Origin of the sequence: Aeromicrobium sp. Leaf350, from assembly GCF_916858655.1 — a bacterium.
GTDB lineage: Bacteria > Actinomycetota > Actinomycetes > Propionibacteriales > Nocardioidaceae > Aeromicrobium.
In genome coordinates this window covers 694,140-718,199 of sequence record NZ_CAKASL010000001.1, presented here as the reverse complement: position 1 = coordinate 718,199, position 24,060 = coordinate 694,140, and the positions used below count along the sequence as shown (strand labels likewise).

At 71.5% G+C, this 24,060-nt stretch carries 13 protein-coding genes; 11 read left to right on the top strand and 2 right to left on the bottom strand.

What is annotated here, in order from left to right; translation table 11 throughout:
• Nucleotides 1–17 precede the first annotated feature (17 nt).
• The 10 genes from LO931_RS03520 (at nt 18) to LO931_RS03475 (ending at nt 20,004) form a co-directional block, all read left to right on the top strand.
• Entirely contained in the window at nt 18–812 is a 795-nt protein-coding gene (locus LO931_RS03520) for a hypothetical protein (RefSeq protein ID WP_229051837.1), read from the top strand.
• Entirely contained in the window at nt 809–7,027 is a 6,219-nt protein-coding gene (locus LO931_RS03515) for an Ig-like domain-containing protein (protein WP_229051836.1), read from the top strand. The genes LO931_RS03520 and LO931_RS03515 overlap by 4 nt, the downstream gene beginning before the upstream one ends.
• A 31-nt stretch (nt 7,028–7,058) precedes the next feature.
• Entirely contained in the window at nt 7,059–8,048 is a 990-nt protein-coding gene (locus LO931_RS03510) for a MoxR family ATPase (RefSeq protein WP_229051835.1), read from the top strand.
• 56 nt (nt 8,049–8,104) lie between these two features.
• Entirely contained in the window at nt 8,105–9,316 is a 1,212-nt protein-coding gene (locus LO931_RS03505; protein ID WP_229051834.1) for a DUF58 domain-containing protein, read from the top strand.
• The gene (locus tag LO931_RS03500; protein WP_229051833.1) at nt 9,313–11,739 is read left to right on the top strand and encodes a transglutaminase domain-containing protein; all 2,427 of its coding nucleotides are present in this window, start codon (nt 9,313–9,315) and stop codon (nt 11,737–11,739) included. Before LO931_RS03505 ends, LO931_RS03500 begins: the two co-directional genes overlap by 4 nt.
• Nucleotides 11,736–13,442, top strand: coding sequence for an RDD family protein (locus LO931_RS03495; protein ID WP_229051832.1), 1,707 nt, complete (start codon nt 11,736–11,738; stop codon nt 13,440–13,442). The genes LO931_RS03500 and LO931_RS03495 overlap by 4 nt, the downstream gene beginning before the upstream one ends.
• On the top strand, nt 13,439–17,932 hold the full coding sequence (locus LO931_RS03490) for an FtsK/SpoIIIE domain-containing protein (protein ID WP_229051831.1): 4,494 nt from the start codon (nt 13,439–13,441) through the stop codon (nt 17,930–17,932). The genes LO931_RS03495 and LO931_RS03490 overlap by 4 nt, the downstream gene beginning before the upstream one ends.
• A 134-nt stretch (nt 17,933–18,066) precedes the next feature.
• Nucleotides 18,067–18,366 (top strand): WXG100 family type VII secretion target, encoded by a 300-nt coding sequence (locus LO931_RS03485; protein ID WP_229051830.1) that lies wholly within the window; start codon nt 18,067–18,069, stop codon nt 18,364–18,366.
• 64 nt (nt 18,367–18,430) lie between these two features.
• Nucleotides 18,431–19,672: a hypothetical protein gene (locus LO931_RS03480; protein ID WP_229051829.1), complete on the top strand. Its 1,242-nt coding sequence runs from the start codon at nt 18,431–18,433 to the stop codon at nt 19,670–19,672.
• Between the two features lie 50 nt (nt 19,673–19,722).
• Nucleotides 19,723–20,004, top strand: a complete 282-nt coding sequence (locus LO931_RS03475) for a hypothetical protein (RefSeq protein WP_229051828.1) — start codon at nt 19,723–19,725, stop codon at nt 20,002–20,004.
• Nucleotides 20,005–20,107: 103 nt separating this feature from the next.
• On the opposite strand, the gene LO931_RS03470 is transcribed toward LO931_RS03475, so the two are convergent.
• Nucleotides 20,108–21,010 (bottom strand): endonuclease domain-containing protein, encoded by a 903-nt coding sequence (locus LO931_RS03470; RefSeq protein WP_229051827.1) that lies wholly within the window; start codon nt 21,008–21,010, stop codon nt 20,108–20,110.
• Nucleotides 21,011–21,190: 180 nt separating this feature from the next.
• Nucleotides 21,191–22,141, bottom strand: a complete 951-nt coding sequence (gene coaA, locus LO931_RS03465) for a type I pantothenate kinase (protein WP_229051826.1) — start codon at nt 22,139–22,141, stop codon at nt 21,191–21,193.
• 46 nt (nt 22,142–22,187) lie between these two features.
• On the opposite strand from coaA, the gene glmS reads away from it, so the two are divergent.
• Nucleotides 22,188–24,032, top strand: a complete 1,845-nt coding sequence (gene glmS / locus LO931_RS03460) for a glutamine--fructose-6-phosphate transaminase (isomerizing) (protein WP_229051825.1) — start codon at nt 22,188–22,190, stop codon at nt 24,030–24,032.
• Nucleotides 24,033–24,060 lie beyond the last annotated feature (28 nt).

Here is a 24,060-nt window from a genome sequence, read left to right as displayed (position 1 = left end):
AGACGGGGGCACGGGGGATGAGCGAGCACGAGCAGGGGACCGACGCACGGGACCTCGTCGACGAGGTCGACGACGAGCTGACGTCCGACGACGCCCAGGACGAGGTGTCGCGCCTGACCGTGGAGTTCTGCGGCGAGGAGTACGACCTCGAGGTCGGCGAGACCTTCACGATCGGCCGCGAGGCCGACCTGGTCGTCGACGAGGACAACCCGTACCTGCACCGCCAGCTCGTCGACCTGCGCCACGAGCGCGGCCTGTGGTGGATCACGAACGTCGGCTCGCGCCTGTCGCTCACGGTGACCGGCGAGGCCGGGACCCTGCAGTCGGTCGTCGGTCCGGGCTCGCAGGTGCCGGTCGTGCTCCCGGAGCTCGCCGTGCTGTTCACGGCGGGCGAGACGACCTATGAGGTCAACGTGCACAGCGAGGCGCCGACCTTCGTCGTGAGCCCCCACCAGGACGTCGACCAGCCGGCCGGCGACCGCACCCTGGGTGCCGTCGAGCTCACGCCGACCCAGTTCCGCCTGATCCTCGCGCTCGCCGAGGGATCGCTGCGTCGCGCCGGCACGGGCATCAGCGAGCTGCCCAGCAACGCCAAGGCCGCCGAGCGTCTCGGCTGGCCGATCACGACCTTCAACCGCAAGCTCGACAACGTGTGCGACAAGTTCTCGGCCGCCGGTGTCAAGGGCCTGCGCGGCGGTGCGGGCCGCCTGGCCACGAACCGACGCGCCCGCCTCGTCGAGTACGCGGTGGCCGCACGGATCGTGCGCCCGGAGCACCTGGAGATCCTCGACGAGCCGGACGGTGAGACGTGAGTCCGCGCTCCGGCGCGCGGCGCGCTGCCCCCGTGCCGGCCGCGGCGCGCAGCCCTCGGGTCCGCCGGTGGCGCAAGGTCGCCTCCGGCGCCTCCCTGGCCCTGGTCTCCTCGCTGCTCGTCGTGCTGGCGTTCCGCGCTGACGGCACACCCGTCACCGACGTCGAGCTGCACGACGGCAGCGTCTGGGTCTCCAACAGCCAGCGTCTGCTGATCGGCCGCCTCAACCCGCAGATCAAGCAGCTCGACCTGGGTGTCTCGACCGACTCCGCCGACGTCGACATCTTCCAGAACGGGTCGACGGTCTTCATCGACAACCAGGGCGACACCCGCACGCTGCGGCAGGTCGACGTCGCCCGGGCGGTCGCGTCCGATCCCGTCGAGCTGCCCGAGTCGGTCGACGCGGCGTTCGGTGGCCACACCATCGCGCTGCTCGACGCCGAGTCGGGCCAGTTCTGGGTGCGGTCGAGCCAGAACCTGACCAGCTTCGCCGCCAAGACCGAGCCCGAGGTGCTCAAGGTCGGCACCGACGGCGCGGTCGCGGTCAGCACCAGCGGCGTCGCGTACGTGCTCGACCGCACGTCGGGCGTCGTCACGAGCTTCGCCCTGGCCGAGGACGGCACCCCCGAGCAGCAGAACACGTGGGAGATGGGCGGCTCGATCGGAGCCGACGCCCAGCTCACCGTCGTCGGCTCGACCCCCGTCGCCTACGACCCCGAGCAGGGCCGCCTGTACCGCTCGGGCAGCGACTCCCTGGTCGTCGACACCGAGAAGCCCGACGCCGTGCGGCTCCAGGCCCCCAGCGCGGCCGGGTCGACGCTCTACGTCGGCACGCACGAGGGCCTGCTCTCGGGCTCGCCGACCGGGGGCGACCTCGAGCAGCTCAAGCAGCCCGCCGTGGCGGGCGACCCCGCAGCGCCCGTCGTGCTCGACGGCTGCGTGCACGCCGCCTGGGCCGACGACGGCGACGCCGAGTCCTACACCCGCCTGTGCGAGGGCGAGCGCGCGTTCCACAAGGCCATCCCCGGCGTCACGGCGTCCGCGAACCTCGTCTTCCGGGTCAACCGCGACGTCGTGGTCCTGAACGACACCGTCTCGGGCGACTCCTGGATGGTGCAGAAGGACTCCCTCGACCGGGTCAACAACTGGGACGACGTCGACCCGAACACGCAGCGCCAGGAGCTCGAGAAGCAGGAGGTCGAGGACCCCGACGAGCAGCCGGAGAACCGGCCCCCGGTCGCGAACCCCGACAACCTCGGCGCCCGCCCGGGCCAGGCGACGATCCTGCCGGTCGTGCTGAACGACACCGATCCCGACCGCGACCTCATCACCATCACGAAGGTCACCCACGTCAGCGGACCCGAACCGACCAGCGGCTACGCGGTCGTGGGCAACGACACCCAGGTGCAGGCCAGCTTCGCCGCCGACGCCGTGGGCGACGCCGTCTTCCGCTACGACATCGCCGACGGCCGTGGCGGCACGGCCTCGACCGAGGCCACCATCACGATGCGAGGCGCCAGCGAGAACCTCGTGCCGGTCAAGCTGCCCGACCGCAACACGTCGCTGACGGTCGCGCAGGGCCAGCGGAACGCCGCCTTCGTGCTGGCCGACTGGCTCGACCCCGACGGCGACGACGTCACGATCACCGCGGCGGTGCCGACGGGCGAGGGTCAGGTCGAGTTCCGCCCCGACGGGACCGTCGAGTTCATCGACACGCTGGGCCAGGTGGGCCAGAACGGCGTCGAGATCACGGTGTCCGACGGCCGCGGGGGAGACGTGACGGCGGTCGTGCCGGTCAACGTCGTCGCGGCCACCTCCGCCGTTCCCGAGCCGGTCGCCGACCGGGCCGTGGGCATCGCCGGCACCAAGGCCCTCGTCGAGCCGCTCCTCAACGACAGCAACCCCACCGGGGTGCCCCTCACGCTGACCGACGTCGGTCGGGTCGAGGGCGTCGAGGTCGTGGTCGACGCGATCGCCGGCACCTTCACCGCCACCGCCCAGCGTCCCGGCACGTACTACCTGCCCTACACGACGGCGAACGTCGACCGCTCGGCGAACTCGGTCGTCCGGCTGGACGTCAAGGCCCCCAGCGAGGCGAACTCCGCTCCGGTCGCGGTGAAGGACCAGGGCGTCCTGCCCGCCGGTGGCTCGGTGCTGGTGGACGTCCTCGCGAACGACTACGACCCGGACGAGGACGTGCTCGTCGTCCAGGGCGCCGAGGTCGCCGACGGGGTCCCGCTCAAGGCCGTGCTGCTGGAGAACAGCATGCTCCGGGTCGAGGCCACGGGTGACCTGACCGAGCCCGCCCAGATCGAGTACATCGTCTCCGACGGCGAGGAGACCGCGACCGGAGCCGTCGTGATCAGCCCCGGGCCCCTCGGCGAGAATCGCGCCCCCGTCGTCAACGAGGACTACCAGACCCTGCGGGCGGGCTCCGTCGCCACGGTCTCGGTGCTCGACAACGACTCCGACCCCGACGGCGACGAGCTGAACCTCGTGCAGGAGGACCTCGTCGTCGACGAGGCCACGACGGAGGCCGGCCTGCTCGTCTTCGTGTCCGGCGACGACCTCAAGGTCCGCGCGCCGCAGGAGCCGGGGCAGTACTCGTTCACGTACGGCGTCCGCGACGCCCGAGGCGTGCGGGTCGCGTCCACGGTGTGGCTGACGGTCAAGCCCGACACCCCCGAGGGCAACAGCGCCCCCCGACCGAACCCGATCGTCGACCGGGCGATCGTGGGCAGCACGGTGCGCGTGCCGCTCAACGTGCAGGGCGCCGACCCCGACGGCGACGCCGTGGGCTTCAAGAGCGTCGTGCAGGCGCCGCAGAAGGGTCGCATCGTCGCGACCGGCGCCGACTGGGTCGAGTACGAGCCGTTCGAGGGCGAGTCGGGCACCGACGTCTTCAGCGTCACGGTGGCCGACAAGTACGGCGCCTCCGCCCCGGCCGAGGTGCGCGTCGGCGTGATCCCGCAGGCCCCCGTCAACCAGGCGCCCGTGGCCCTCAACGACGAGCTGCTGGTCAAGCCGGGCAAGAAGATCCAGTTCGATCCCCGCCTCAACGACGCCGATCCCGACGGCGACCCGATCGACCTGCTGGCCGAGCTCTCGGTCCCGGCCGCCTCGGACGCCCGCGTCTCGGGCACCTTCATCGAGGTCACGGCTCCCGAGGCCTCCGGGGGCGAGACGACCTCCACCTCGGTCGGCTACACGATCACCGACGGCCTGGGCGGCACCGGCAACGCGTTCTTCGTGCTCAGCGCCAGCGAGGACGCCCCGTTCCACGCCCCGATCGTGCGCGACGACTCCGCCGACCTGGCCGAGGTGACCGGCAAGAAGGCCGGCGACACCGCCCTCGTCGACGTGCTCGAGAACGACGGCGACCTCGACGGTCGTCTGGAGGACCTCGACATCGAGATCGTCGACGAGGACGTCAGCCGGGTCGCGGGGCGTCAGCTCGAGGTCACGCTCGCCGCCGAGGACCAGGTCGTCGCCTACAAGGTCGTCGACGACGACGACCAGATCGCCTACGGCTTCGTGTTCGTCTCCGGCACCGACAGTGCGCCCCCGACGGTCAACCCCGAGGCCGTGCCGCTCGAGACCGCCATGAACACGCCGATCGAGATCGAGCTGGCCGACGTCATCCTCGTGCGCGACGGCCGGGTGCCGGTGCTGACCACGGAGGACGTCATCACGGCGCAGCGCTCCGACGGCTCGCCGCTCGTCAAGGAGGGCGAGGACGACCGCGTCGTCTTCACGCCGCAGGCCGACTACGTGGGCCCCGCCTCCGTGACGGTCGAGGTCACCGACGGCGACGGCCTCAACGATCCCGAGGGCAAGCGCTCGCTGCTCACCATCCCGATCGACGTGACGCCGGACGGCAACGTCCCGCCGTCGATGCGCACCGTGCGCATGCTGGTGTCCGACACGGGCGAGGCCGCCCGGCTCGACCTGGTCAACGCCGCCAAGGACGCCAACGAGGACGACGAGCTGAGCTTCGAGGTCACGAGCGTCGAGGGTCCGGTCGAGGCCGACATGGACGGCGACACCGTGATCGAGGTGTCCGCCCAGGACGGTGCGAAGCCGGGCGACACCGCGACGATCGACGTCGTGGTCGACGACGGCACGGTGCAGGTGCCTGGCCAGGTGCTGGTCGAGATCTCCAGCTCGACCCGGCCCCCCATCACCGTCGCGCCCATCCGGGTCGACGCCAACGCCGGGGAGCCCGTCACGATCGACGTCGCGGACTACGCGACCAACCCCTACGCCGACGACGACGAGCCGCTGAAGCTCTCGAACGTCGAGGTCGAGAACGGCGACGGCTCCGTCTCCGGCACCCAGGGCACCGAGTTCACCGTGACGCCCAAGGCCGACTCGTTCGGCACCGTCACCGTCCGGTTCACCGTCTCCGACGCGTCCGGCGACTCGCTGCGCGACGTCGTGGGCCGCGCGACCGTGACGGTCGCGGGCCGCCCGGAGGCACCGGGGCGTCCGCAGGTCACGACCACCGAGGCCCGCTCCGTCGTGCTGACCTGGTCGGCCCCGAACGACCGCGGCGCGCCCATCACGGGCTACAAGGTCACCGGCAACGGCGTCAACCAGGAGTGCGCCTCGACGACGTGCACCATCACGGGCCTGAACCCGGGTGACTCCTACGCGTTCACGGTCGTGGCGGTGAACCGCATCGGCGACAGCGACCCGAGCCCGGCGTCCGCGCCGGTCACGCCCGACAAGATGCCGGACGTCATGGCACCGCCGCAGATCGCGATCCAGCCGACCGCGATGGACGGCCAGCTGCAGCTCTCGTGGGCCCGACCCGGCAACGAGGGCTCGGAGATCACGTCGTACGAGATCAAGATGGTCGGCTCCGGCCAGTCCCAGACCGTCGGCGGCACGGCCACGAGCTACACGTGGGGCGGGCTGGTCAACGGCACGACCTACCAGTTCCAGATCCGCGCCATCAACAAGACGCCGACGCAGCAGCAGTTCTCGCCGTCGTCGGCGGCCGTCGCACCGTTCGGCGTGCCCGCGGTCATGAAGGCCCCGGTGGCCGAGGCCCGCAACAACGGCGCCGGCGGCGGACGGACGGTCCGCGCCCTGTGGGAGCCGCCGAACGACAACGGCGACCCCATCGCCGGCTACCGGCTCGTGACCTACGCCAACGGCTCGGTGCTGCGCACCGAGGAGCTGCCCGCGGGCACGGTCAACCGCACGTACGACGGCGTCGAGAACGGTGTCGACTACACGTTCACGATCGAGGCGAAGAACCGCGCCGGCTGGGCCACCAGCCCGAGCCCGCGGTCGAACGTCGTCAACCCGTTCGGCCCGGCCTCGGCGCCGCAGATCACGGGCAAGGGATCCGAGGACAACGCCGGCAACGGCGGGTGCTCGTGCGTCAACATCGCCTTCACGACCCCGTCCGACAACGGGGGTCGGCCGGTCACCCAGTACCGCGCCGAGTGGAACGGCGGTTCTCAGACGATCGCCGCGCCCACCCAGGCCGAGGGGGCGGCGACCCAGGTCCGCGTGAACTTCGGGGCGAACCGCGGCCCGTACACCGTCACGCTGACCCCGCTCAGCGCGGCGGACGGCGGGTCGGCGTTGGCGGGTGCCCGGTCGAACTCCCTGGGCGGCATCGCCCCGTACGGTCCGCCGAACCCACCGACGGGCGTGCAGGCGACCAAGGACGGTCGCAATGCGATCAACTACTCGTGGTCGAGGCCGAGCAGCGAGAACGGTCGACCGATCGCGGGCTACCAGTACCGGGTCGACGGGGGCAGCTGGTCGGCGACGACGTCCCAGACGTCGTACCGCGGCACGGGTTACGGACAGGGGACCGAGCACACGATCGACGTGCGGGCCATCGACTCCGTCGGCGGCGCGTCCCAGGCCAGATCGGCGTCCGCGACCACCGATGCGCCGAACCCGCAGGTCGAGCTGTACTTCGAGAACGTCGGCTACAACATCGGGGAGTGCTCCCGGCCGGCGACCCAGTGCAAGTGGATCAAGTTCCGGGTCACCGACCTGGAGCCCAACACGAACTACACGGCGAAGTACGACCCGAGCACCAACACGTTCGACCCGATTTCTTTCCGGACCGACGGCAACGGCAACTACACGTACACCACCGACTACTACTACACGGGCTACAACGGACAGCAGATGACGATCCAGATCAACCCCGGCGGCCCGTCTCGCACCCAGACGATCCCGAACTGACCTCCCACCCACCTCAGCGAGGAAACTCTGCATGACCACCACCACGACCCCGACCCTGACGCCTGACCAGACACAGTGGTTCGCCACGACGTTCGGCCAGCTCGTCGGCAACGTCGAGCAGGCCGTCGTCGGCAAGACCCACCAGATCCAGCTCGCGATGGCGTGCCTGCTCTCGGAGGGTCACCTGCTGCTCGAGGACTTCCCCGGCACGGGCAAGACCTCGCTGGCCCGGGCGATCGCGCAGACGCTCAAGGGGCGCCAGAGCCGCATCCAGTTCACGCCCGACCTGCTGCCCAGCGACGTCACGGGCGTCACGATCTTCGACCAGAAGACGCAGAAGTTCGAGTTCCACCCGGGCCCGATCTTCGCCGACATCGTGCTGGCCGACGAGATCAACCGTGCGTCGCCCAAGACGCAGTCGGCGCTGCTGGAGGTCATGGAGGAGGGGCAGGTCACGGTCGACGGCAACACGCACCGTGTCGGCCGCCCGTTCATGGTCATCGCGACGATGAACCCCATCGAGCAGGCCGGCACCTACAAGCTGCCCGAGGCGCAGCTCGACCGCTTCCTCATGAAGACGACGCTGGGCTACCCGGACCACGCCAGCACGCTCAAGATCCTCGCGGCGACGGCCACGAAGGCCTCCGCCACGGGCCTCGAACCGCTCATCACGACCGACGCGGTCGCCTCGATGATCGACCTGGCCGCCCTGGTGCACGTCGACGACGTCGTGCTGGAGTACGTCACGAACCTGCTCGCCGAGACGCGCAGCGCGCCCGAGGTGCAGCTCGGCTGCAGCGTCCGCGCGGGGCTCGCGCTCGTGCGCGTCGCGAAGGTCTGGGCCGCGGCCTCCGGACGCCACTTCGTGCTCCCGGACGACATCAAGGTGCTCGCGATCCCGACGTTCGCGCACCGCATGATCCTCGACCCCGAGGAGGAGTTCCGGGGCCTCACCTCCGAGGCGGTCGTGCAGCGCCTGCTCGACACCATCCCCGCTCCGCAGGAGCGCGCTGCCGGATGAGCGGGAACGCGGTCGATCGTCAGATCAGGGGGGTGCGACGTCGCACCCTCCATCTGGTGCTCCGCACCCGCGACTGGATCGTGCGCTCGACCGCGACCCCACGACGCTGGCTGAGCCCGGTCACCGAGGTCACGAGCGGCGCTGCCGTGGCGGTCGCCCTGGTCACGCTCGTCGGAGGCCTGGTCGGCTGGCGCTTCGGCTGGCTCGAGCTCCTGCTCGGCTTCTGGCTGGGGCTGGCGCTGCTCGCCGTGTGTGCCCTGTTCGTGCTCGGTCGCCACCAGCTCTCGGCGCGCTTCGACCTGGGCCGCGACCGCGTCGTGGTGGGGGAGCGGGCCAACGGCGCCATCTTCGTCAGCAACGGCAGCCGCCGACGCAGCCTGCCGGTCACGATCGAGCTGCCTGTCGGCCGCGGCAGCGCGGCGTTCCACGTGCCGTCCCTCAAGGTCGGTGACGAGCGCGAGGAGCTCTTCGCGATCCCGACGCAGCGCCGCGCGATCATCCCGGTCGGCCCGGTGCTGTCGGTCCGGTCCGACCCCTTCGCCCTGTTCCGCCGCGAGCAGCCGCTGACCGAGGACCACCTGCTGTACGTGCACCCGCGCACCGTGCGGATCGAGAGCTCGGCGACCGGCCTGATCCGCGACCTCGAGGGCCAGACCGTCCGCAAGCTCTCCAACAGCGACGTCGCGTTCCACGCGCTGCGTCCGTACGTGCCGGGCGACGACCGTCGCTACATCCACTGGAAGTCCACCGCCCGCACCGGCACGCTCATGGTGCGTCAGTTCGAGGAGACGCGGCGCTCCCACCTGCTCGTCGCGCTCAGCACCCGCCTGGACGACTACGGCAGCGACGAGGAGTTCGAGGTCGCGGTGTCGGTCGCCGGCTCGCTGGGCGTGCAGTGCCTCGGGGAGGGGCAGACGCTGAGCGGCTCCACCTCGACCCGGCGCCTGCGCACGCCGACGGTGCAGCAGTGGCTCGACCAGCTCTCGGGCGTCGAGTACGAGCCCACGTCGCCGCGGCTCTCCGAGCTCGTGCGCCGCCTGGTGCGCGAGGTCTCCGGTGCCAGCGTCGCCGTGCTCGTGTGCGGCTCGCTGGTCGATCCCACCGAGCTCCGTCGTGCCCGGCGCTTCCTGCCGGTCGACGTCCGCACGATCGTCGTGCAGGCCCGTCCCGGCGGCGAGACGTCGGTGCACCCCGTCGGCGACCTCGACATCGCGGTCCTGGGTGATCTCGACGACCTCGCCCCGACGATGCGGCGGCTCGCCTCGTGAGCGCCTCGACCACCGGGCGCACCGTCGGCCGCGCCACGGGCCGCACGGCACGCACGCTCGACACGACCGAGCACCGCTCGCGCCCGCTCACGGCACCGACCGTCGCGCTCGACCTCGTGGCCCTGCTCGCGCTCGGCCTCGTCGCGGCGAGCCCCCTGGCCGACGCCTACGGCGGCTGGCGCTGGGCCGCGGCGGTCGGCGGCGGACTCGCCCTCGGCCTGCTGGTCGCCCTCGTGTCGCGCACCGCCCACCTCGGGCCCTGGCTCACGGCGGGCACCCTGGTCCTCGTCTACCTCGTCGTCGGTCCGGCCCTGGCGACCCCCGACCTCGCGGCCGGCGGCGTGGCCCCGAGCCCCGACGCGGTGCGCACGCTGCTCAGCGGCGTGATCGACGCGTGGCGTGACTCGTTGACGCTGATCGCACCGCTCGGCAGCACGGGCAACGTGCTGATCGTGCCGTGGGTCATCGGCCTGCTCGGTGGCGTGGTCTCGGGCGTGCTCGTCTGGCGGAGCCGCTGGCCCGGCTCGGCCGCCCTCGTCGTGCTCGGCATCCTCGCCGTCTCGGTCGCGTTCGGCACCTCCACGGCCGAGCACACCACCGTGCGCGGCGTCGCCCTCGCGATGCTGCTGCTCCTGTGGATCCGGTGGCGCTCGATGAGCGGGTCGCGCGCGGCCTGGCTGCGCCGCGGCCTGCTGGCTGCCGTGACGCTCGCGATCGTCGGCGGAGCCGCCGTCGGTGCCACGAGCCTGCTCGACACCGATCGTCGCGAGGTGCTGCGCGACCACGTCGACCCGCCCTTCGACCCGCGCGACTACCCCAGCCCGCTGTCGAAGTTCCGCGCCTACACCGACCAGCTCAACCTCAAGAACACCCCGATGTTCCAGGTCGAGGGCGTCGACGGCGGCACCCTGGTGCGCGTCGCGACGATGGACTACTTCGATGGCATCGTCTGGAACGTCACGGGTGGCGCCGGTTCCGGCGACGCCTCCGGCACCTTCGTGCGCTTCCGCGACGACACGGCCTCCGGCGACACGACCGACGTCACGATCACGATCGACCAGTACACGGGCGTGTGGGTGCCGTCCGTGGGCGACAGTCAGGCCGTCACGGTGCGCGACGTCGACGGCGACGTCGACGCGGAGCGCTCGGTCGACGTCCTCCACAACGACGCGACGGGCACCGTCGCCCAGGTCGGCGGGGTCGGACCGGGCGTCTCGTACGAGTTCGAGACCGTCATCCCCGACCTCCCCTCGGAGGAGCAGATCACCGACGCGGCCCGTCAGCAGGGGGTCTCGCTGGAGGCTCCGGTCGGAGTGCCCGAGAACCTCACGAAGCTCGTCGAGACGTGGATCGGTGACGCGGGCGGCGCCGGTGGCGACGGCGCCACCGTGCAGACCATCGCGCAGCGCTTCAAGGACGACGGCTTCTACAGCGACGGCAAGCCGAGCGGGTACCCGTCGACCGCCGGGCACGGCGTCAAGCGCATCTCCGACCTCGTCGAGCGTCCGCGCCAGATGGTCGGCAACGACGAGCAGTACGCGTCGGCCCTCGGGGTCGCGCTGCAGAACCTGCAGGTCCCGGCGCGCGTCGTGATCGGTGCCGAGGTGCCGGCGAGCGGCTCGGTCACGGGCGACGACATGCACGCCTGGGTCGAGGTCGCGCTCGACGGGCTCGGATGGGTGCCGCTGACCCCCACGCCTCCGGACGACCAGATCCTGAAGGAGGAGCAGGAGGAGCCCGACCCGGTGCCGCAGCCCTACCTGCCACAGCCGCCCCAGGTGCCGGACGAGCCGGGCCAGGCCGACCAGGCCCCGCCGCAGGGTGCCGGTGAGAACACCGGCTTCGACCTGTGGGGGCTGATCCTCGCGATCCTGGGCGTGCTCTGGACGATCGTCAAGATCCTGCTGCTGCTCACCCCGATCTGGGGGCTGCTGCTCGTGAAGTGGTGGCGCCGTCGCCGACGCCGTGGCGCTCGCGACCCGGTGACGCGCCTCAGCGGTGGGTGGCGCGAGGTCACCGACCGGGCTCGCGACCTCGGTGTGCGACTGCCCGTCAGCAACACGCGGCACCAGAACGGTCTGGTGCTCGACGGCCGGTTCCCCGAGGCGGAGGCGCCGACGCTGGCAGCCGTGGCCGACCGGCACGTGTTCGCGCCCGGCGAGCCGACGCCGTCGGAGGTCGACGATTACTGGCGCGACGTCCGCACGGCGCTGTCGCGCATGCGGAAGTCGGTGCCGTGGTGGCGCCGCTGGGTCGCGGTTCTCTCGCCGGCCAGCATCCCGTGGCGTCAGCTCGGCCGCGGCGCCAGCTCGCGCGCCCGGCGTCTGGGAGCATCAGCACGTCGGTCCGCGCCTGCCCGGTGGGTGGCGGAACGCTCAGCGGCGCGGCGACGCCGTCAGCACCAGAAGAAGGGGACCTCATGACCACGCCTCTCGACGGCGGAGCACGCCGCGACGACGCTCCCAGCTCCCACGGGCGCGTCGGCACCGTGACGGGTCCGTTCGCGTCGCTCGGCGCCCGCTTCGGCGGGTACCTGATCGACCGCGTGATCCTCTCGGCGCTGGTCACCCCGGCCGCCGCGCTGTTCTACGTCGCGTTCGAGAACGGCGACCCCGGGTTCCGGCAGCTGTTCTTCGCCGGCGTCCCCACGTTGTTGACCTTGATCTTCCTGCTCGTGCAGTGGATCAACCTGTCGCGCAACGGCTTCACCGTCGGTGGCCGCGTGGTGGGCATCTCGGTCCTGCGGGCCGAGGGCGGCACGCCGCTCGGGTTCGGCAAGGCCCTCCTGCGCACCATCGTGCTGGCGCTGACCCAGTCGATCGCGATCCTCGTGCTCGTCTCGATGTTTCTCAGCCGTCGCGACGAGAAGCGTCAGGCCTGGCACGACAAGGCGGTGGGTGCCGTCGTGGTCAAGGGCACGGTGGGATCGATCGCCGAGGAGGCCGATCGCCGGGCGCGCCAGGCCCCGATCCCGATCGGGGGACCGCACGTCATGCTCGACAGCTCGGCCCCGCCCGCGGGTCTGGCCACGTCCGACGCCCCGCCTGCGTCGCCCGCGCCCTGGGCGGCGCCGGTCCAGTACGCCGGCCCGCCGAACGACCTGCCCGAGCAGGGGCCGGGGCAGGTGGCCCCGCCGTCCGCGTTCCCGTCGTTCGACACCTCGCCCAACCCGGCCGCGGCTGCGGCCCCGCCGTCCGGGCCGCCGACGAGCCCGCCCTCCACGCCTCCGACGGCGCCTCCCGCCGCACCGCGTCCTCCGGCCCCGGCACCGCCGGCCGCGCCGGTGTCCTCCGACTCGTCCTCGCTGCCCCCGCTGCCGCCGCCCCCGGGTGCCGAGCCGACGCCGATCCCTGAGCCGGAGCCGACCCCCGGGCCGACGCCGATCCCTGAGCCGGAGCCGATCCCCGCGCCTGCTCCTGAGCCGCAGCCCGAGCCGACTCCGCCGCCGCCCCGGCCGGCGACCCCGTCGGTCAGCCCTCCGGCCCCGCCGTCGGGCCCGCCGTCCGGTGGTGGCCGTCTGATCACCTCGGTGCCGGGCTTCCCGGCCTCCGGAGCGCCGCAGCCCGAGCCGGAGCCGACCCCCGAGTCGGCACCCGAGCCGGCGACGGGTGCCGACGCGCCGGCCGACGTCGATCGCCCTGCGCCCGTGGTCGGACCCCGCCATGCCGGTCCCGCTCGCGAGGAGGCTGAGGACGAGAAGGCGGTCGACGAGCCCGCGGCCACCCCGGAGCCCGCCGCTGCCGCGCCCGAGTCCGACGCGATCGACGCGAAGACCCAGATCGGCCAGCGCCGCTCGGCCCGACCCACGTGGGTCCTGGTCAGCGAGGACGGCCGGCGCATCGCCGTGACGTCGACCGTCGTGGTCGGTCGCGACCCCGACACGGGTGACCACACCGGAGCCCTGCCGGCCGCCATCCCCGACCCGGAGCGCAGCGTGTCGAAGACCCACGCCGTCCTGACCGTCTCGGGCGGAGCCCTGCGCGTCGACGACCTGCACTCGACCAACGGCACCCACGTCCTGAGCCACGGGGTGGAGTCGGCCGTCCAGCCGGGCACCCCGCTCGAGATCCAGCCCGGTGACACGGTCTGGTTCGGCGACCGCGCCTTCGTGGCGGAGCACGGATGAAGCTCAAGCTGTCGCTCCAGCGGGTGACAGGGCCCACGACGGACGTCGTGCTCGTGACCGAACCGACCGCCCACGTCGGTGACGTCGCCCGCGAGCTGCTCGAGCAGGATCCGCTGGCCGAGGCCGCCGCGCGCTCGGCCGAGGAGGTCACGCTCGCCGTCACGCCGCCCGGCGGCGGACGCCCGACGGTGCTGTCGCCCGATCGCATCCTGGGTGAGTCGCCCGTCGCGTCGGGCAGCGTCGTGTCCGTCGTCGAGGCCGTCGGTGGATCCCGCTCGACCGTCGTCGCGGCCACGATGCGCGTCGAGTCGGGCCCGGACGCCGGCCGTCAGGTCAACCTGCCGCCCGGCTCCTCGGTGATCGGCCGCGACACCAGCGCCGACGTCGTGCTGGGGGACCAGTTCGTCTCCAAGCGGCACGCCCGTGTCGAGGTCGGCGCAGCGATCGAGGTCGTCGACCTGAACTCGGCCAACGGCATCGCGGTCGACGGCGTCGTCGTCTCGCGCGTGACGATGCTGCCCGGGCAGACCGTCCAGCTGGGTGACACCCGTCTGTCGTTCGCGATGGTCGCCGGCACGCCGGCCGTGACGAGCTCGGAGATCCGCGGTGGCGCGATCCCGTTCAACCGCTCGCCGCGCGTCGAGGAGCGGTACCCCGAGTTCCAGCACCCGCGTCCCGCCGTCCCGATCGAGCCGACCCCCCAGCCGTTCCCGTTCCTCATGATGGTCGCGCCGATCGTCATGGGCACCGCGATGTTCACGATCACGGGCAACCCGATGTCGCTGCTGTTCGTGGCGATGGCGCCGCTCATGATGACGAGCAACTTCGTCAACCGGAAGCTGCGCAACAACCGTCAGCTGGCGATGGACTCCGAGAAGTTCACCGAGCAGCTGCGCGTGGTCGAGGAGCGTCTCCGCTCGGCGATGCCCGAGGAGCACCGCGTGCGCCAGGCCGAGACGCCTGCCGTGGCGCTCGTGTACCAGGCTGGGCTCGAGCGCAACGACATGCTCTGGACCCGTCGTCCGGAGCACTGGACGATGCTGAACCTGCGGCTCGGGACGGCCGTCCTGCCCTCGCGGCACACGATCGCCGAGGCGCACGACATGGACGAGGGCATGCCCAAGTACGCGCGCATGCTCGAGGAGGTCGAGGAGCGCTACCGCGACGTCCCGGACGTCCCGGTCGTGGAGTCGCTCTACACCGCCGGCGCCATGGGCATCGTCGGGCCGGCTCAGCACGCCGCCGACGCGGTGCGCGGGACGCTGCTCCAGATCAGCGGTCTGCACTCGCCGGCCGAGGTCGTGCTGGCGGCGATCGCCAGTCCCGACGAGACCCCGGCCATCGACTGGATGCGCTGGCTCCCGCACACGAGCTCGCCGCAGTCACCGCTGTCGGGCTCGCACCTGGTCGACACGCAGACCACGGCGACCGCCCTGGTGTCGGCGCTCGAGCAGCTCGTCGACGAGCGTCTGGGCCGCCGGGCCAGCGAGGCCCCGGAGCGCCTCGGACCGCTCTCGAGCGACCTGGAGTCGACCGCTCGTGGTGGCACCGTGGGTGTCGTCGAGGACAAGAGCGACGACGACGAGGTGCCGCTGCCGATGGTCGTCGTCCTCGTGACCGAGGACGCCCCCATCGACCGGGCCCGCGTCGTGCAGCTCTTCGAGCGGGCGCACAAGGTCGGGGTGTTCCCGATCTGGGTGGGGTCCACCCGCAACCGGCTGCCGGCGATGTGCCGCACGTTCCTCGACGTCACGGGTGGCCTCGGAGCCGCCCAGGCGCACTTCGTGCGTCACGGCCAGGTCGTGACCGACGTCCGGGTCGAGGGCGTCAGCGTCGAGCACGCCCACCGCTTCGCGATGGCGATCGCGCCGCTGGCCGACGAGGGCGCCGTCACCGACGACTCCAGCGACCTGCCCCGGCAGGTCTCGATGGTCACGCTCGTCGGCACCGAGCTGCGCTCGTCCGGTGAGGCCGTCCTCGACCGCTGGCGTCAGAACTTCTCCGTCCACGAGCGCGACAAGCCGCCGAAGCCGCTGCCGCGCACCGGCACGCTCCGCGCCCTCGTGGGGCAGGGTGCCACCGACGCGATGCATCTCGACCTGCGCACCCAGGGGCCGCACGCCCTCGTCGGCGGCACGACCGGCTCGGGCAAGAGCGAGTTCCTGCAGTCGTGGGTCCTCGGCATGGCCGCCGAGTACAGCCCGGACCGCGTCACGTTCCTGTTCGTCGACTACAAGGGCGGCGCCGCCTTCGCCGACTGCGTCAAGCTGCCGCACTGCGTCGGTCTCGTGACCGACCTCAGCCCGCACCTCGTGCGACGTGCGCTGACGAGCCTGCGCGCCGAGCTGCACCACCGCGAGCTCGTCCTGCAGCGCAAGCGCGCGAAGGACCTGCTCGAGCTCGAGAAGCGCGGCGACCCGGACTCGCCGCCGGCCCTGATCCTCGTGATCGACGAGTTCGCCGCCCTCGTCAGCGAGGTGCCGGAGTTCGTCGACGGCGTCGTCGACATCGCCCAGCGCGGCCGCTCGCTCGGCATCCACCTGATCATGGCCACGCAGCGCCCTGCAGGCGTCATCAAGGACAACCTGCGAGCCAACACCAACCTGCGCATCGCCCTGCGCATGGCCGACGAGTCCGACAGCTCGGACGTCATCGACTCCAAGGAGGCCGCGCACTTCGACCCGTCGCTGCCCGGCCGCGCCGTGGCCAAGATGGGTCCGGGCCGCCTCATCCCGTTCCAGTCCGCCTACGCCGGAGGCCACACGACCGACGAGGTCGTGCCCGCCACGGTGCACCTGCACCCGCTCAAGTTCGGTGCCGAGGAGCGCTGGCGCCGTCCCACCCCGGACGTCGAGCCCGAGATCACCGATCCCGGCCCGACCGACCAGGTGCGGCTCGTCGACACGATCGGCCGGGCGTCGCTGCTCGCCGAGCTGCCCGAGCCGCGTCGCCCCTGGCTCGACGAGCTGAGCGAGGTCTACGACCTGGCCCTGCTCGGCCCGCGCACCGACACCGAGCTGCTGATGGGTGTCGCCGACTTCCCCGAGCACCAGGCCCAGCACGTCGTCGCCTTCAAGCCCGACGTCGACGGCAACATGGCCATCTACGGCACGGGTGGATCCGGCAAGTCGGTGCTGCTGCGCTCGCTCGCGGCCGGCGCCGGCGTCACGCCGCGCGGCGGACCGGTGCACGTCTACGGCCTCGACTTCGCCGCCGGCGGTCTGCGCATGCTCGAGGCGCTGCCGCACGTCGGGTCGATCGTCTCCGGCGACGACGACGAGCGCATCGTGCGGCTCCTGCGCACCCTGCGCGGCATCGCCGAGCAGCGCGCCCGCGACTTCCCGGAGGTCAACGCCGGCTCCATCACGGAGTACCGGCAGGCCACCAACCGACCCGACGAGCCGCGCATCCTGCTGCTGCTCGACAACTTCCCCGCGTTCCGCGAGGCCTACGACTCCGGGGGATCGCGCGCCCAGTGGTACGGCGTGCTGCAGCAGCTGCTCTCGGAGGGCCGCCAGCTCGGCATCCACGTCGTCTTCACCGCGGACCGTCCGGCCAGCGTGCCCGGCTCGATCTCCTCCAGCGTGCCGCGCCGCGTCGTGCTGCGGCTGGCCGACGAGACCGCGTACCTCGTGATGGGCATGCCGACCGACGTCCTGTCGGCCGCCTCTCCGCCCGGACGCGGCATCATCGACGGCGTCGAGACCCAGGTGGCCGTGCTCGGTGGATCGGGCAACGTGGCCGACCAGTCGCAGGCCATCGGCAAGCTCGCCAGGGCGATGGAGCGGCAGCAGGTGGCGCCGGCTCCGCCCATCGGTTCGATGCCGTCCGAGGTCCCGGAGTCGGACCTGCCGAACGAGGTCGACGGCCGACCGGTGCTGGGCATCGGCGAGGAGACGCTCCAGCCGATCGGCTTCGAGGCCGCCGGCACGTTCCTGATCGGCGGCGGACCCTCGAGCGGACGCACGACGACCCTCGTCGCGCTCGCCCGGTCGCTGCACCGCTGGAAGCCCGACGGCGAGCTGATCTACCTCGGGCACCGCAGGTCCGTCGTGCCCCGCATGGCGCCGTGGACCGCCGCCGTGACCGACCTGGCCGAGGTCGCCGCGCTCGCGAAGGAGCTCGCCGCTCGGGTCGCCGCGGAGGACGACGGGCACATCGCGGTGTTCGTGGAGTCGATCGCCGACTTCCTGTCGACCCCCGCCGACGCCGGCATCGTCGAGCTCATCCGGGCCATCCGGCGCACCGACCACTTCCTGGTGGCGGAGTCCGAGACCGGCTCGTGGGGCTCGATGTACCCGCTGCTGAGCGAGATCCGCAACGGCCGGCGCGGCATGCTGATGCAGCCGGAGTCGATCGAGGGCGAGACGATCCTGCGCACCCCGTTCCCGCGCTTCGCGAAGCGGGAGTTCCCGCCGGGCCGTGCGATGGCCGTGATGAAGGGGAAGCCGGTGCGCGTCCAGGTGCCGTGGACCGGCGAAAAGTCCTGATACTGCAGGGTTTTTTCGGGTTGGTGAATGTTCCCGCCGACCCGGGGGAGTGCTCCCCATCGCGGGGATGACGATCCGCTCCTAATGTTTTCCTCACAAGCCGCCAACGGGGCGGGTCAGCGAAAGGGAACACCATGTCGAACGTTTCGGTCACTTACGACGAGATGCGCTCCGCGGCCAGCCAGCTGCGCACCGGCCAGGAGAACATGAACACGACGCTCACCGAGCTGAGCAGCTTCATCCAGAACCTCGTGCAGAGCGGGTTCGTCACCGACCAGGCGTCGGTCACCTACAACGACCAGTACGAGCAGTTCACGACCAGCACGCGCTCGGCCGTCGACGCCCTCGAGCAGCTCGCCGCGTACCTCGAGCAGGCCGCCGACACGCTGTCCGCGACCGACGCCGACCTGTCGAGCGCGATCAACGCCTCCTGACCTGACCGTGGTCGCTCCGGCGGGGGTGCCGGAGCGACCGTGACCCTCGGAAGGGACACACGCCATGCCCATCATGATTCCCGAGCCCGTCGAGTGGGCGCTGGACCTCTTCGGTCTGAAGTGGATCAACATCAACGAGGACGCGGTCGAGGAGCTCGGCGGCCAGCTGCTGGACTTCACCACGTCGCTCGACGCCTTCGTCGAGTCGGTGGGCAATGCGGTCAGCACGGTCGCTGATGTCTCGGACTCGTCGGCGCTGAACTCCTACGCCGACGTCTTCCAGGAGACGCGGTCGAACATCTTCACGCCGCTCAACGAGGCGGTCGGTGCGACGCAGCCGATCTGCTCCGCGGTGGCGGACGGCATCCGGGGCTACAAGATCTCGGTCCTCGCCGTCGGCACGGTCCAGGCGGCCGCTCTCGTGGCGGCCGGCCCCCTGGCCGGCGCCGTGCGCCTCGTCGCGAAGGAGGCCATCAAGTCGATCATCGACATCGCGGTGGCCGAGCTCATGTCGCAGGTCATCGGCGCCATCAACGACCAGATCCAGTCGCAGGTCATCGATCCGATCAACAGCTTCACCGAGCAGGCCATCCAGGCCGTCACGCGCCCGGTGGCCGACGTGGTCGTCTCGCTCACGCCGGCGGTCAGCGGTTCGGTCGTCGTCCCGACGCTGGTGTGCGACGTGCTCGACATCGAGTCCGCCGTCACCGACATCCAGGACGCCTACGGTGACTTCGAGACGGCGTTCAACACGCTGCTCGACTGGCACATGCAGTGCGACTACCTGACGCCGACGTCCATCCCGGACCTCGCCACGTCGGGGATGTTCAAGGCGCTGCTCGACGACATGCTCGCCACCGTCTCCGAGGAGATGGGCCTCATGGGCCAGCGCGTCGTCGAGAAGCTCGCCTCGGGCATCACGATCGTCTACGAGAAGTACGTCGAGGCGGACGAGAGCCTGGCGCAGACGGGATCCGAGGTGCTCGCGGGCATCGAGTTCCCGCCGATCACGCATCCGTTCCTCATCGACCGGGAGCCGCCGCCGGCGGCGACGAACATCGAGCTGTCCGACGGTCCGGTGCAGACCGGCGTGGGCCAGTCCGATGCCAGCGACGGCCAGGGCCAGACCCAGGTCGACCTGGCCGACGACCCGATCGAGACCGGTCCGGCCGACTCGACGGCCCGCGAGGACATCGAGGAGATCGACATCGTGCTGAGCGACGGTCCGGTGCAGACCGGTGTCGCGCAGTCCGACGCTCGCGACAACATCCAGCAGGTCAACGTCAACACGGGCCAGCCGGCCTGAGTGGACACCCACGAGAGCGGCCGCGGCTGCGCCTCCGGGATGATCAGGGCATGACGCCTCGATCGTCCGGCGGCGCGGCGGCGGCCGTTCTCGTCGTGCTGCTGAGCACCGCGCTCGCCGCGTGTGGCAGCAACGACGGCGGCCAGACCCGGTGCGCGGAGTTCGCCCTGATGTCGGACGGGGAGCGGAGCGACGTCGTCGAGAAGCTCCTGGAGGACGAGACCGGCGAGACGCCGACCCAGGGCACCGTCGACCTGACCGTCACCGCCGCCAACTACCACTGCCTCGCCCCCGAGTCCGCCGACGACCTCGTCCAGTCCGTCATCGGCTGACCCCACCCCAGCCCCCGAGCGGCCCCCAGCCAGGGCCCCCAGATTTGTGCACTTACCGACCTGAGTCGGGTTGCCGGCGGTAGGTTCGCGCACAACATGTGCCCTAGGCGCCGAACCAAGAGCTCCACTGGACGCTCGTCGCAGGCCGGGGACCCTGGTACCCGTGGCGGGCCAGTGCCTCGTGGACGCGGGCCGGGATCGATGCCGGGCGGTCGAGGTCGGCTGTCGTGATCACGATGACGATCCAGCCGGCGGCCTCGAGCAGCTCGCGACGCCGGAGGTCGTGCTGCCAGGTGCGCGGATCGCGGAGGTGGTGGAGCCCGTCGTACTCGACCACGACCTTCCAGGCTCGGTAGACGAGATCGCCGCGAGCGAGGAAGGCGCCGTCACGGTCGTGGATCGCTCCGTTGACCTCCGGCTCGGGGAGTCGCCCGAAGCGCAGCATCAGACGGATCAGCGTCTCCCGCGGTGACTCGACCCCGGCTCGCACCAGCGGCGCGATGCGGCGCGCCCGCCTGACGCCGTCGAGATGACGTGAGTCGGCGTACCAGCGGAGGTCCTCGATCGTCGTCAGTCCGCGGTGCACGAGGTGGTCTCCGAAGGCGACGAGCTCGGGCAGCCGCAGTCGCAGTGCCACGTCGACGAACGTGCGGTCGGGCCCCAGCGTCGGGAATCCGCCGATGGCCCGCGGGTGGAGCGTGCCGAGGCGTCGATGAAGCGTGAGCCCCGGTATCCGACGCGGCGAGGGGTGGTTGGTCGAGAACTCGAGGCCGTGTCGTCCGCCTGGGTCGAGTCCGTACAGACGCATCGCGGTCGTGTGGCTGACAGCGGCGTCCGGCGGGAGGAGCAGCATCGCAGCCGCGATCCAGGTGAACAGGTCGATCGTGCTGTCAGCCGAGATGTGGACGCCGCGGAACAACCGGCGGTAGCGACGGCCACCCAGGACTCGCTCGGTGATTCCGGAGGCGCGGGCCTGGGCCGTCGTGAACGGTCGTGAGGTGTCCATCCAACGACCGTGATCCCGCCTCTGCCGCGCGGCCACGAGGAATCGGGCGACTGTGGACGGCCCTGCCCTGTGGATCCGTCGCCCCACGTGAGGAAGGCCCCAAGATTTGTGCACCAACCGACCTGAATCGACGGGACAAAGGTCGGTAAGCGCACAAATCTGGGGGCAGGGCAGCCGGGGTCACATCTTGCGGAGGCGGACCCACTTGACGTTGTGGTCGGCGTCCTTGCGGAGGACGAGGTCGGCGCGGCCGCGGGTCGTGAGGATGTTCTCGCGCAGGTTGGGCCAGTTGATCGTGTCCCAGAGGTGGCGGGCGCGGGCGTCGGCCTCCTCGTCGCTGAGCGAGCTGTAGCGGTGGAAGTACGACTCGGGGTCCGCGAACGCCGTGCGGCGCAGGGTCAGGAATCGGTCGATGTACCACCGCTTGATGTCGCGGTTGGCGGCGTCGACGTAGACCGAGAAGTCGAAGAAGTCGCTGATCGCCAGGCCCGGGCTGCCGTCGCCCCGCGCGCGGGCCGGCGCGAGCACGTTGAGCCCCTCGACGATCACCACGTCGGGCCGCTGGAGGGTGACGACCTCGTCGGTCACGTTATACGTGAGGTGGGAGTACACGGGCGCCTCGACGTGCTCCGCGCCCGACTTGACGCTCATGATGAAGCGCAGGAGCCGCTTGCGGTCGTACGACTCCGGGAACCCCTTGCGGTCGAGGATGCCGCGGCGCTCGAGCTCCTCGTTCGGCAGCAGGAACCCATCGGTCGTGACGAGCTCCACGGTCGGGTTCTCGGGCGCGTGGGCCAGCAGCTCGCGGATGAGACGCGCCGTCGTGGACTTGCCGACGGCGACTGAGCCGCCGATGCCGATGACGTACGGCGTGCGCTGCGGCTGCGGGTTGCCAAGGAACTTCTCCGTGGCCCGGTACAGGCCGGACGCGGCGCGGATGCGCAGCACCATGAGCTCGGTCAGCGGCAGGTAGACCTGCCGCACCTCCTCGAGGTCGAGCTCCTCACCGAGGCCCCGCACGCGCTCGATCTCGTCGGCGGTGAGCGGCAGCGGCGCGTCGCCGGCCAGCATGGCCCAGGCGTCGCGCTCGAGCTCGACGTACGGCGACAGCTCCCGGGACATGGTGTCCATTGTCACGATGGCCGACCGGAGGGCAGCAGTCGGTACCCTGATCGGCATGTGTGGAATCGTCGGATACGTCGGCCAGCGCTCTGCGGTCGACGTCGTGATGGGCGGCCTGCGACGCCTCGAGTACCGCGGCTACGACTCCGGCGGCGTCGCGCTCGTCGCCGACGGCACGATCGCGTCGGCGAAGAAGGCGGGCAAGCTCGCCAACCTGGACGCCGCCCTCGCCGAGAGCCCGCTGCCGCCGGCCACGACCGGCATCGGCCACACGCGCTGGGCCACGCACGGCGGCCCCACCGACCGCAACGCGCACCCGCACCTGGACGACACGTCCCGGGTCGCGATCGTCCACAACGGCATCATCGAGAACTTCGCCGAGCTGCGCGACGAGATCGAGCGCTCGGGTCGCGAGCTCGCCAGCGAGACCGACTCCGAGGTCGTCGCGTTCCTCGTCGCCGACCGCCTCGCGGCCGGTGACGACCTGCCCGACGCGGTGCGCGCGGTGGCGCGTCGTCTGCAGGGCGCCTTCACCCTCGTGATCTGCGACGCCCTGACCCCCGACGTCGTCGTCGGCGCGCGCCGCAACTCCCCGCTCGTGGTCGGCCGGGGCGAGGGCGAGAACTTCCTCGGCTCCGACGTCGCCGCGTTCATCGAGTACACGCGGGAGGCCGTCGAGCTGGGTCAGGACCAGGTCGTCGTCATCACGCCCGACGACATCACCGTCACCGACTTCGACGGCGCGCCCGCCGAGACCACGACCTTCACGGTCGACTGGGACCTCTCGGCCGCCCAGAAGGACGGCTACGAGTGGTACATGCTCAAGGAGATCGCCGAGCAGCCCAAGGCGGTCGCCGACACCCTGCTGGGCCGTCACGACCCGGACGGCCGCCTGCAGCTCGACGAGATGCGGCTGTCCGACGACGAGCTCCGCAACGTCGACAAGATCGTCGCGATCGCCTGCGGCACGTCGTACTACGCCGCGATGGTCGCGAAGTACGCGATCGAGCACTGGACGCGCATCCCCGTCGAGGTCGAGCTCGCGAGCGAGTTCCGCTACCGCGACCCGATCCTCGACCAGTCCACGCTGGTCGTCACGATCAGCCAGTCCGGCGAGACGATGGACACCCTGATGGCGATCCGGTACGCCCGCCAGCAGAAGGCGCGGGTGCTCAGCATCTGCAACACCAACGGCTCGACCATCCCGCGTGAGTCCGACGCGGTGCTCTACACGCACGCCGGACCCGAGGTCGCGGTCGCCTCGACCAAGGGCTTCCTCGCGCAGGTCGTCGCCTGCTACGTGCTCGGGCTGTACCTCGCGCAGGTCAAGGGCGTGAAGTACGGCGACGAGATCGCCCGCATCGTCGACGACCTCGAGGCGATGCCCGCTGCCATCCAGCGGGTCCTCGACGACGGCGAGCACGTCCGCAAGATCGCCCACGACCTCGCCGGCACGCGCTCGATCCTGTTCCTGGGCCGTCACGTCGGCTACCCCGTGGCGCTCGAGGGGGCGCTGAAGCTCAAGGAGCTGGCGTACCTCCACGCGGAGGGCTTCGCGGCCGGCGAGCTCAAGCACGGACCCATCGCGCTGCTCGAGGAGGGCGTGCCCGTGTTCGTGGTCGTGCCGCCCAAGGGGCGCGACCAGCTGCAGGAGAAGATCGTCAGCAACATCCAGGAGATCCGGGCGCGCGGTGCGCGCACGATCGTGCTGGTCGAGGACGGCGACGACGACGTCGTGCCGTTCGCCGACCACGTCATCCGACTGCCGAAGGTGCCGACGCTGCTCCAGCCGCTCGTCGCCACGGTGCCGCTGCAGATCTTCGCGTGCGAGTTCGCCGCCCAGCTGGGTCACGACGTCGACCAGCCGCGCAACCTCGCCAAGAGCGTCACGGTCGAGTGACCCGGCCGCCGCCGGCGGTGACGTCGTG